The sequence below is a fragment of the Sphingomonas segetis genome, from assembly GCF_009720245.1.
Lineage (GTDB): Bacteria > Pseudomonadota > Alphaproteobacteria > Sphingomonadales > Sphingomonadaceae > Sphingomicrobium > Sphingomicrobium segetis.
Genome location: NZ_WJSQ01000087.1, coordinates 1 through 11,493 on the forward strand (window position 1 = coordinate 1; position 11,493 = coordinate 11,493).

An 11,493-nucleotide genomic window follows, 5' to 3' on the forward strand; every position below is an offset into this window, starting at 1 on the left:
GATCGCCGCCCAGCAGGCGCTTTCGGCGGCGATTGCGGCGCGCCGCGCGACCGCAGTCGCCCTCGCCGACGTCGATGCCCTCGGCGCGAACGCGCTGCAGAACCAGGGGGGGATCGCGCCCAACGATCTCGAAGCGATCCAGAGCGCGGCGGCGGCGGTGTTGGCAATCGCTCGCGGGCAGACCAGCCGGATCGACGCGATCCAGCGCCGGATCGGAGGCTAGCCGCCGATCAGGCGCGCGGCGTCCAGCGCGTGATAGGTCAGCACGCCGGTCGCGCCGGCGCGCTTGAACGCGAGCAAGGTCTCGAGGATCAGCGCGTCGCGGTCGCCGGCACCGGCAGCGGCGGCATGCTCGATCATCGCATACTCGCCGCTCACCTGGTAAACGAAGGTGGGGACGCCGAACGCCTGCCTGACGCGCGCGACGACGTCGAGGTACGGAAGCCCGGGCTTGACCATCACGAAGTCGGCCCCTTCGGCAAGGTCGAGCTCGACCTCGCGCAGCGCTTCCTCGGCGTTCGCCGGGTCCATCTGATAGCTGCGCTTGTCTCCCTTGAGCCGTCCGAGCGAGCCGACGGCCTCGCGGAAGGGGCCGTAGAAGGCGGACGCATATTTGGCGGCATAGGCCATGATCGCGACATTCTGGTGGCCCTCGCGCTCGAGCGCCGCGCGAATCGCGCCGACGCGGCCGTCCATCATGTCCGACGGCGCGACGATGTCGGCTCCCGCCTCCGCCTGGACCAGCGCCTGCTGGACGAGGATTTCGACGCTCTCGTCGTTGATGACATTGCCGTGGCTGTCGATCAGCCCGTCGTGGCCGTGCGCGGTATAGGGGTCGAGCGCGACGTCGGTCAGGACGCCGATTCTGGGCACGGCGTCCTTGATCGCCTTGATCGCCGAGCAGATCAGATTTTCGCGGTTGAGCGCCTCGCGCGCGTCGTCGGTGCGCAATTGCTCGGGGGTGTTCGGAAAGAGCGCGATGCAAGGAATGCCGAGGTCCGCGGCCTCGCGCGCCTTGCCGCCCAGGCGGTCGATGCTCCAGCGGCTGACGCCGGCAAGCGCGCCGACCGGCTGCTCGCAGTCGCGTCCGTCGCACACGAACAGCGGCCAGATGAAATCGCTCGGGTGAAGCCGGTTCTCGGCCAGCATCGAGCGCATCCACTTGGCTGAGCGCCCGCGGCGCATGCGGAGGGAAGGGAAGGAAGCGGTGGTCATTTGAAACTGCCTATAGCGCCGCCGCTGCCGCAGCGAAGCTGCTTTCATGATTCACGCGAAGACGCGAAGAACGCGAAGCAATTCTCTGCCTCTCCTTCGCGGCTTCGCGCCTTCGCGTGCAGATCATCCCGCAGGCTTGAGTGCGCCGCCCGGCTCGCGGGTGGCGAGCGCTCCCTCAAGGGTTTCGTCCTCGCTGGGCCGGTCCCCGACGGTCATGCGCGCCTTCTTCCAGCCGCCGTGGACGTAGAAACCGATGGCGAGCGCAAGGTTGATGGCCGACGTGACCGGGAAGCTGGTCCAGATCGCGTCTGCGCCGAGCCAGCCGTAGGTCGCGAAGATGTAGCCGAAACGCACCGGCACCAGCCCGACCGTGAGCACGATCAGCGGAATCCATACGGCGCCGTTCGCGCGCACCGTCCCGAACAGCACCATCATCACGCCGAACAACAGGAAGTTCCACGTCGCAACCAGGTGGATGTGGCGAGCGATCGGAAGCGCCGGACTGTCGCTTCCCATGAACAGGGCAAGCACCGCGCGGTCGGAAAGCGTCAGTGCGACGATCATCACGGCGGTGATCACCAGCGTCTGGACGATGCCGACGCGCGTGATCCGGCCGACGCGGTCCCACAGGTCCGCGCCGATGTTCTGCGCCGCCATCGCGCTGACCGCCGCGCCGAGCGCCATCGCCGGCATCTGGACATAGGTCCACAGCTGCATCGCGACGCCGAACGCGGCGGTGGTCGCAACACCCTCGCGGTTGACGAGGCCGACGAGCGCCAGCGCCGACAGCGAGATGATGACCATCTGCAGGCCCATCGGGAAACCCTTGACGACGATCGTCTTCATGATCGCGACGTCGCACCACAAATAGCGCAGCTCCCGCCCGCGGAGCCGCAGCGGCAGATCCTTGACATAGATGTAGCCGACGAGCCCCAGCAGCGCCGCGTAATTGGCGATCAGGGTAGCGGTCGCCGAGCCGGCGATTCCCATTTCCGGAGCCGGGCCGAGGCCGCGGATCAGGATCGGGTTGAGCGCGCTGTCGAGCAGGACCGCGACGATCATGAACCACAAGGGCGTCATGCTGTCGCCGGCGCCGCGCAGCGCCATCATCGCCAGCGTCAGCAGCAGCAGCGCCGGCATGGCGAGGAAGATCACGCGCAGATAGGCGAGCGCGAGCGGCGCCGCGTCGCCCGGCGTGCCGAGCAGGTCGAGGATCGCCGGCGACAGGTGCCAGCCGGCGAAGGCGATGGCGATCGTCACCAGCAGGAACGAGCCGCCCGCGGTTCCGAACACGCGCCGCGCCTGGTCGATGTCCTTGCGCCCCCACGCCTGCCCGACGAGGATCGTCGCGGCCATGCCGAAGCCGAACACGAAAGCGGTCAGCAGGAACATCACCATGTTGGCGTTCGACGTCGCCGCGAGCGCGCTCTCGCCGAGGAAGCGTCCGACCCAGATGGCGTTGATGGTGCCGTTCAGAGACTGGAGGATCGAGGAAGCGAGCGTCGGCAGCGCGAAGGCGAGGAGAGTCTTCCCGATCGGTCCCCGCGTCAGGTCGCCGCGTCCGGGTTTCCGCTGTGCTGCTGCGTCTGCCATGCGCCTCCTTGCTGTACCCCGGCGAAGGCCGGGGCCCAGGCCGCTGCACAGCAGCGGTTCCCGCTGCCCTGGGCCCCGGCCTTCGCCGGGGAACGGATCAGCCCAGTCTCTCCAACGCTGCGCGCAGCCGTTCGGCTTCCGCGGCCTTCGCTTCATGGTCCGACCGCGCCTTCTCCACCGCCTCGGGCTTCGCGCGCTCGGTGAAGTTCGGGTTGGCGAGCCGCTGAGCGAGGCTGTCGCGCTCCTTTTCGGCCGCTTCGGCAGCTTTCGAGAGTCGAGCCATCTCATCTGCGAGATTCACCAAACCTTTGAGCGGCGCAAACGCCTGAAATTCGGGCAGGCTGATCTGCATCGAACCTTCCCTGATCTGTGCGCTCACTCTTTGAGCTGTCTCCGCCCAAGGGTGACCTTCGTCCGGTGCGTCATCGGGAAAGATAACCACAGACGTGATTTGTGATCTTGTCAGGCGATTGATCGCTGCTTGATTTCTTTCGTAGTAACCTGTCGATCTGATCGTCCAACCTGCCAGCCTTGCCGACAGCGAAAGCTTATGACCCGGGGGAATATTCAGGTCGGTTCGCCCCGATCTGATTTCTTTGATGACCTGGATGACCCAATTCATTTCCCGTTTCGACGCGACGTCGACCTGCGCCTGGGGGTCCGGCCATTTCGCGACGATCAAATCGTACGGCCGCTCTCCCATCGCGTGCCACAATTCTTCGGTGATGAAGGGCATCAGCGGGTGGAGCATCACCAGGATCTGGTCGAACGCCCAGGCGGCGACGCGCTTGGTCTCGTCGTCGAACGCGCCTTTCACCAGCTCGACATACCAGTCGCAGAAGGTGCCCCAGACGAAATGGTAGATGGCGTCCGCCATCTCGTCGAAGCGCAGCTCGTCGAAGGCGCGGTCGAGCTTGGCGAGGGTCTCGACCACCTCGCCGATGATCCAGCGGTTGACGGGCAGCTCGGCCTCGGGCGCGGCGATGCTGTCGCTCGCCCCTACCCCGTTCATCTGAAGGAAGCGCGCGGCGTTCCACAGCTTGGTCGCGAAGTTGCGGTAGCCCTCGACGCGCTTCTCATCGAGCTTGATGTCCCGGCCCTGGCTTTCCATCGCCGCCAGCGTGAAGCGCAAGGCGTCCGCGCCATATTTGTCGATCAGGCCGAGCGGGTCGACCGTATTGCCCTTGGACTTGGACATTTTCGCACCGTGCGCGTCGCGGACGAGGCCGTGGAGGTAGAGCGTCTTCCACGGCGGCTCGCCCATCAGCTCGATCCCCTGCATCGCCATCCGCGCATCCCAGAAGAACAGGATGTCGAAGCCGGAGATGAGGACGTCGTTGGGGTAGTGGCGGCGGAGGTCCTCGGTTTCCTCTGGCCAGCCGAGAGTCGCGAACGGCCACAACGCTGACGAAAACCAGGTGTCGAGGACGTCCGGGTCTTGCTGGAGATATGCGATCTTTTGATTACTAGCTTCATGCACCATCGTCAGGTTGCCGCTCTCGTAGGAAAATGCGGGAACTTCTGAGAAGGTTATCTGCCAGTCATTGCCATAGTACGCCTGCGCCCGAGGCCGAATTTCACTCTCGCTCCCAACGAAGACCTGACGCTGGTTTCTGCCTTCGATGAATGAGCCATCTGGTAGCTTCAGCGGACCATACCACGCCGGAATGCGGTGGCCCCACCAGAGCTGGCGCGAGACGCACCACGGCTGGATGTTCTCGAGCCAGTTGAACCAGGTCTTGGCCCAGGTCTCGGGAACGATCCTGATGTCGCCCTTCTTCACCGCCTGGAGCGCCGGCAGCGCGAGCCTGGCGGCGTCGACGTACCATTGGTCGGTGAGCCAAGGCTCGATCACGACGCCGGAGCGGTCGCCGAACGGCGTCGGGATGACGCGTTCCTCGACGCGGACGAGCGCGCCTTCGTGTTCGAGCTTGGCAACGACGGACTTGCGCGCATCGTCGCGCGAAAGGCCGAGTAGGTCCTGCGGAATCAGGCCGTCCTGTGTCTGGACCACGAACGCCTGCGCGTCGAACATGTTGAGCATGTCGGCGGGCTTGATTCCCGCGCGCTTGCCGACCTCGTAATCGTTGAAGTCGTGGCCGGGCGTGATCTTCACCGCGCCGCTGCCGAGCTCGGGATCGGCATGCTCGTCGGCGACGATCGGAATCAGCCGGCCGGTAATCGGGTGCTTGATCTGCTTGCCGATCAGCGCCTGGTAGCGCTCGTCCTCCGGGTGCACCGCGACCGCCATGTCGGCGAGCATCGTCTCGGGCCGCGTGGTCGCGACCTGGATCGCGCGGCTGCCGTCCGCGAGCGGATAGCTCAGCGTCCAGAACTTGCCTTGGACGTCCTTCGTCTCGACCTCCAAATCGCTGATCGCGGTCTGGAACTTGGGGTCCCAGTTCACCAGCCGCTTGTCGCGGTAGATGAGGCCCCGCTTGTGCATCTCGACGAAGGTGTGGGTGACCGCGCGCTGGTAGCGCTCGTCCATGGTGAACCGCTCGTGCGCCCAGTCGCAGCTCGCGCCGAGGCGGCGGAGCTGGCGGGTGATCGCGCCGCCCGACTGCGCCTTCCACTCCCAGACGTGCTCGAGGAACGCCTCGCGCCCGATCTCGGCGCGCTTGATGCCCTGGCTGTCGAGGTTGCGCTCGACCACCATCTGCGTGGCGATCCCGGCATGGTCGGTGCCGACCACCCACAAAGCATCCTTGCCGAGCATCCGCTCGCGGCGGGTGAGGACGTCCTGGAGCGTGTTGTCGAGCGCGTGGCCGATGTGGAGCGAGCCGGTGACGTTGGGCGGCGGCATGACGATCGTCCACGGCTGCGCGTCGGGGCGCTCGGGGCGGAACAGGCCTTCGCGCTCCCAATGGGCGTACCAGCGCTGCTCGGTGGTAGCCGGGTCGAAGGTCTTGGGGAGATCGGTCATGGCTGGCGCGGGTTAGCGGTGCGGCCGTGGAGCATCAACACCACTCCGTCACCCGGACTTAATCCGCGGCCTGCCTTCCTTCCGAATGCGAAGAACAGGCGGGTCCCGGCTCAAGGCCGGGATGACGTTATTGTCCCCGCTCCGTCTGCTCCGGCTGCGCTTGTCCGCCGGGGATCGAGTCCGGCACGGGTCCGCCCTCGCCCAGCCAGCGAGCCATCCAGCCGAACACCTCATGGTACCACTGGACCGAGTTTTTCGGCTTGAGCACCCAATGGTTCTCGTCGGGGAAGATCAGCAGCCGCGACGGGATGTTGCGGCGCTGGAGCGCGGTAAAGGCGGCGAGGCCCTGTGTGTAGGGGATGCGGAAGTCGTTCTCGCTGGTGATGACGAGCTGCGGCGTCTTCCAGTTCCTGACGTAGTTGACCGGGTTCCACTTCTCATATTCTTCCGGCGCTTCGTAATGCGGGTGCCCGCCGTGCTCCCATTCGTCGAACCACAGCTCCTCGGTCTCATAGGCCATGGCGCGCGCGTCGAACACGCCGTCGTGCTGGACGATGCATTTGAACCGGTCGGGCCACTGCCCCTCGATCCAGTTCATCATGTAGCCGCCGTAGGAGCCGCCGAGCGCGCAGGCGTTATCCGCCTGAAGCTGCGGGTCGTGCGCGGTCGCGTAGGCGAGGCCGAGCTTCAGGTCCTGGAGCGGCTTTCCGCCCCAGTCCCGGTTGATGCTGTCGGTGAAGGCTTGGCCGTAGCCGGTCGACCCATGGAAATCGACGCTGACCGCGGCATAGCCCGGGGCGGAGAAAAGGCGCGGGTTCCAGCGGAACGACCAGCTGTTGGAGAAGCTGCCCTGCGGCCCGCCGTGGACGAGGAAGGCGATCGGCAGGCTCTTGTTCATCACCGGCTTGAGCGTCCAGCCCCAGACGGTGTCGCCGTTCGCGCCGGCGAAGCTGAACTTGTGGAAGGTAACGGGATCGAGCTGCGCGAGAAGCGCGCGGTTGAGATCGGTCAGCTTCGCCGGCCGACCGCGCGGGTCGAGCCGGTAGAGATCGTCCGGCACCATGATGCTGTTCATCGTAACGACCGCCCCGCCGCCCGGCAGCGCATGGACGTTTCCGTAATTGCCGTCGCCGGTGAGGCGCGACACCTTGCCGCTTGCCACGTCGACGCGGAACACCGGCTGTTCGAGCGTGTCCTCGGCGGTGACGAGGAGGCTCCTGCCGTCCTTTGCCCAGGCGATCGAGCCGACGGAGCGGTCGAAGGCCTGAGTCAGCGGGCGCACTTGCCCGGACGCGAGGTCGCGCAGCATCACGACCTGCCGGTCGGACTCGTAGCCGGGCCGCGCCATGGCGACATAAGCGAGCGTGCGTCCGTCGGGCGACACGGTCGGCAGCGTGTCGGTCGCGTCGTTTGCGTCAGTGAGGTTGACCGGCGGCGCCGAGCCGTCCGCGGGCGCGGCGAAAATGTCGAGGTTGGTCGACAAGGGCTCGATCCGCCCTGCCTCGCGAAGCGCGAAATAGATGGTGCGGCCGTCGCGGGAGAAGGCGATCTCCTCGCCGCCGCCGAATGGCTTCGAGGGCGTGTCGCCGGCGAGCCTGCCTTCGACCGGGACTCCGCCGCCGGCGAGCTTGCCGTTCGCGACAGGGAAGGTGAACAGCCGCGATTTGACCCCCGGCTCCGCCCAGCTGTCCCAGTGGCGGACGAACATCTGGTCGTAGGTGCGGCCGCTGCCGATCTTCGGGTCGGCCGGCAGGCTCGCGCAGTTGAGGTCCGCGCAGCGCAGGTCGCGGTCCGCCCAGACCGCTATGCGGTCGCCGGACGGCGCGAGCTTGAACCCGCTGACGTCGCCGGTGAAGTTGCTGGCCTGAACCGGCGCGCCGCCGATGGTCATGCGGAACAGCTGGTCGTGGTCTCCGACTGGCATCAGGAACCATAGCGATCCGTCCGCGGCGAAGACCGCGTCATGCCCCTTCTCCGCGTCCGCCACGGCCTGCGGCTGCGCACCCGCCTTCGTGAGGTCGAGCAGGTGGAGGGTGTTGACGCGCTTGTTCTGGCTCCAGTCGGTGGTGGAGACGGTGAACACCGCCCAGCGGCCGTCGGACGAGACGTCGGGCGAGCCGAGACGGTGCATCGACTGGAGGTCGACTGCGGTCATCGGGCGGGCGGTGAGCGGGGAAGCGGCGAGCGCGGCCGTGGCGGCGGCGAGGAGGAGCGGGAATTTCGTCATGACGCAGGCGTAGCGAGCAGTGGCGCTAACGGCAATTCCTCCCCGGAACGGGAGGATGTTTACAGCGGCCGTCCCGTGATCCGCGTGATCTCGCGCTTCACATGCTCTTCCACCATCTGCGGGAGATGGTCGTCGAGCCATTGCTTGAGCAGCGGGCGGATCATCTCGCGTACCATCTCCTCGAGCGGGTTGACCGGCGGCGCGGCGGGGATCGTCGCCGCGACGGTCTGGAGCTGCTCGAGTGCCTGGCGGCTCTGCCCGGCCACTTCCTCGTCGACCAGCGGCGGTCCGAGGTCGACCGCCGGCGCGAGCGGCTCGTCGAGCTCGAGCACGTCCTCTTCACCGGCGGCGCTGGCCTGCTCCTCGGCAGGGCCGTCGTCCAACGGCGGCGGCGGCGTGCGCAGCTCCTTCTCCTCGGCGATCACTTTCTTGATCGAGGCGAGAATGTCTTCCATCGAGGGTTCACGGCCGGACGACTGCATAGCCGCCGACGATAAGCCGATTGCGGCGCCCGTGTCACGCCTGTCGGCCCTAGAGAGGGTGCGCGATGTGCCGGCTAGTGGCCGTTGACGGACCAGTGCGGAGGGTCGGTCAGCAGCTTGCGGACGCCGTAGGTCGCACCGACCGCATGCAAGCGCGGATTCCTGGCGTCGCTTCGCGGCAGGTCGATCAGCACCTCGCGGCCGCGCGCGTTCCTGACGTTCATCGGCTCGGACCAGGCGATGCTCATGTCGACGGCCTTGCCGAAGATGTGGTTCGAGGTGAGCGAAGGCTCGTAGACGATGTCGAACAGTTCGACCATTTCCTGCGCCGCTTTGCGCGACGCCGTCTCATCCCCATGATCCCAGATGATCGGGACCGTGCGATCCACCGGCACCTTCCTGGCGCGGATTTGGCCCTTCGCCAGTTTCCAGCTGTAGTGCATCAGATAGACGCGCTGGCGGTTGCGCCGAGTTGCCGACACCCTGACGATGGCACCGGCGGTTTCGAGCGCCCGGATGAACCCGCCGACCGCCGTTGCGAACGCGGGCGCCAAGTCCGCTATTTCGGCGCTGTTGGGATAGTTTTGCTGGTTGGCGTTCCACCAGTCGGCGCCGCTCAATGCCGGATCGCTCATTCGATTTGCCCGTCGTAGCCCGAAAGACGCTCGATCACCTGCCGGTTGCCGGAATATTTGCGGCGGAGCGCGGCGAGCGCCGCATCGGTGCCGGTGCAGGTTTCAGCCAGCTTCGTCTTCAGTTCTGCCGCTCGCGCCGCGTCGTACGGCTCCTCGCCGCGGAAATGGTCGCACGCATCGCGGCGCTCGACGAACGCGGCGACATCCGCCGGCAACGCCCGCGCGCCGACTTGTGCCGGCGCGGTGCAGCCAGCCAGTGCAATTGCGACAGCGAGAGCAGAGCGGCCGCTCATGCCGCTCTCATATCATGGCGGCGGACGTGCGCCTATTGCTGCGGTCGGCTCGCAGCCAAGGCGCAATCAGCCGCGTTCGGGCGAGGTCTCGGGCGGCGGCGGGGCAGTCCCGGCGGGTACCGGCTGTGTCGTCACATCGACAGATGCGGGCGGCGCGGTCTCGATCCGCGCGGAGTTGACCCCAGGCGTGACGATCGGGTTCGCCGGCAGCTCCGCGGGACTGATGGTGCGCGTGGAAACCGTCGGATGGCGCGGGTCGCTCGCCCAGTCGTTCCAGTTGTTCGCGACGTGCCGGTAATTGCCGAGCGGGTCGTAGAGCGGCCCGCCGTCGAGCCCGAGGTCCTGCGCCTCGGCCTGGCCCATCGCGTTCAGCAACTGGAAGCCGGCGACGTAGGCGTCGCGCTTGGCGGTGACGAGGGAGACCTGCGAGTTCAGCAGCTCCTGCTCGGCGTTCAGCACTTCGATGATGGTGCGGGTGCCGACGCTCTGCTCGGCGCGGTTGCCTTCGAGCGCGAGTTCGTTGGCCTGGACGGCGACGGTCTGGGCCTGGATCGCCCGCTGCGCGGCATCGTAGGTGGCGAAAGCGGCGCGGGCGGCCTGGACCACCGCGCGCTCGGTGCCGACGACCTGCTCCAGCACCTGCCCCTCCTCCGCCTGCGCCTGGCGGATGCGCGCGGCCGGAAGGCCGCCCTGGAAGATCGGAATGCTGGCACTCAGCCCGATCGCGCTTTGACTGCCGGTGTTCGGCTGGCCCGGAATGCTGTTGCCGCCGAGGTTGTTCACATAAGTGTTGCTGAGCACGCCGGAGAGCGTGGGCAAACGTCCGGCGCGCGCGACGCGAACGTCATAGCCGGCGGCAATCGCCGAGCGCGTGATCGCGAGCAGGTCGGGGTTGTCGGCAAGCGCAATCTGCACCGCCTCCTCGGGAGTCTTGGGGAGGGGCGGGAGCGGCGGCGGCGGCGCGAGCCCATCGGGAGGATGCCCGACCACCTGCCGGTAAGTCGCCTCGCTGGCAGTCAGCCGGCCCTGCGCTTCGGCGAGTTGCGAGCGGCCGAGCTGGAGGCGCGCTTCCGACTGCGCCACGTCGGTGCGGGTCAGGTCGCCGATCTGGAAGCGGTCGCGGGTCGCCTCGAGATTGGTCTCGAGCACCTTCACGTTATTCTGGTTGAGCTCGACGATCGCGCGGTCGCGGATCACGTCCATGTAGGCGATGACGGCATTGGTGAAGACGTCGCCTTCGACCGCGCGTAGCGTGGCGCGGCCGGCTTCGACGCGGGTCTGGGCAGCGCGGATGTTATTTTTGACGCTGCCGCCGTTGAACAAAGGGACGCTGAGGTCCGCTCCTGCCGACAGCGTCGGCCCCTTGCCGCCGCTGTCGAGCACGCCGCGCTGGGCGAGGTTGCGGTTGATGCCGACCGATCCCGCGATCTGCGGTCGCCCCGCCGCTTTGGCGATCGCCACCGTCGCATCGGTCGCCTGAAGGCTCTGCCGCTGCGCCGTTAATGTGGGGTTGGTCTGATAGGCCGAAACGAGCGCCTCGCGCAGCGAATCGGCGCTCGCTGTGCCGGCCATCAGGGCAGCGATCAGCGATCCGGTGAGAAGCTTGCGAACCACTCGTGAAAACCTCTTAGAAAGTGAAAGCCCTGGGGCACATGAAGCCGGGAAGCGTGGGGACGCCGGCATCGCTCAAAGACAGATGTCCGAACGCGTCTCCGGCCTTGCGGCCGACGACGAGGCGGGTGATGCCGCGATCGATCAACGCGGTGCCTAGCCGGCCGCCGTCGGCGAGCTGGTCAGTGATCGCGTCGGGAATATATTCGACGGCGCCGTCGATCAGGACCTGGTCGTAGGGCGCGCCCTTCTTCCACCCCGTACCAAGCGGGCCTTCGGCCACGTCGAGGCCGTTTTCACGGGCCGCCGCCGCGAGCTCGGCCGAGCTTTCGAGCGCAGTGACGGACAGGCCCATCGCCTGCAGCACCGCGGCCGAATAGCCGCTGCCGGCACCGACCACGAGCGCGCGCTGACCCGGTAGCGGCATCATCTGGGTGAGCAGCGACCCGAGGACCGCGGGCGCCGGGAGGAAACGGCCGTCGCCCATCAGCACCGCGCGGTCGACGTAGGC

At 67.1% G+C, this 11,493-nt stretch carries 10 protein-coding genes; 1 reads left to right on the forward strand and 9 read right to left on the reverse strand.

The features are described 5' to 3' along the window. A partial coding sequence (locus GH737_RS15290; protein ID WP_196233076.1) for a hypothetical protein occupies positions 1–223 on the forward strand: 223 nt, incomplete at its 5' end. On the opposite strand, the gene hemB is transcribed toward GH737_RS15290, so the two are convergent. The 9 genes from hemB to GH737_RS09495 form a co-directional block, all read right to left on the reverse strand. Then, complete coding sequence (hemB, locus tag GH737_RS09455) at positions 220–1,215, reverse strand: porphobilinogen synthase (protein WP_155264586.1); 996 nt, start codon at positions 1,213–1,215, stop codon at positions 220–222. The two genes, GH737_RS15290 and hemB, sit on opposite strands and share 4 nt — an antisense overlap. Before the next feature lie 123 nt (positions 1,216–1,338). Further along, positions 1,339–2,808 carry an MATE family efflux transporter gene (locus tag GH737_RS09460; RefSeq protein WP_155264587.1) on the reverse strand — a complete coding sequence of 490 codons (1,470 nt, stop codon included), beginning with the start codon at positions 2,806–2,808 and terminating at the stop codon, positions 1,339–1,341. A 97-nt stretch (positions 2,809–2,905) separates the two neighbouring features. After that, entirely contained in the window at positions 2,906–5,734 is a 2,829-nt protein-coding gene (locus GH737_RS09465; RefSeq protein WP_155264588.1) for a valine--tRNA ligase, read from the reverse strand. 127 nt (positions 5,735–5,861) lie between these two features. Continuing rightward, positions 5,862–7,961, reverse strand: a complete 2,100-nt coding sequence (locus GH737_RS09470) for a S9 family peptidase (protein ID WP_155264589.1) — start codon at positions 7,959–7,961, stop codon at positions 5,862–5,864. Positions 7,962–8,020: 59 nt separating this feature from the next. Next, entirely contained in the window at positions 8,021–8,416 is a 396-nt protein-coding gene (locus tag GH737_RS09475) for a DUF2497 domain-containing protein (protein ID WP_230558732.1), read from the reverse strand. 101 nt (positions 8,417–8,517) lie between these two features. Next, positions 8,518–9,078, reverse strand: a complete 561-nt coding sequence (locus tag GH737_RS09480) for a peptidoglycan-binding domain-containing protein (protein ID WP_155264591.1) — start codon at positions 9,076–9,078, stop codon at positions 8,518–8,520. Next, positions 9,075–9,371, reverse strand: a complete 297-nt coding sequence (locus tag GH737_RS15295) for a hypothetical protein (RefSeq protein ID WP_196233077.1) — start codon at positions 9,369–9,371, stop codon at positions 9,075–9,077. Before GH737_RS15295 ends, GH737_RS09480 begins: the two co-directional genes overlap by 4 nt. Positions 9,372–9,437: 66 nt before the next feature. After that, a complete protein-coding gene (locus GH737_RS09490) occupies positions 9,438–10,985 on the reverse strand; it encodes a TolC family outer membrane protein (protein ID WP_230558733.1) in 1,548 nt (515 codons plus the stop codon). Between the two features lie 13 nt (positions 10,986–10,998). Continuing rightward, a partial coding sequence (locus GH737_RS09495; protein WP_155264593.1) for a protein-L-isoaspartate O-methyltransferase family protein occupies positions 10,999–11,493 on the reverse strand: 495 nt, incomplete at its 5' end.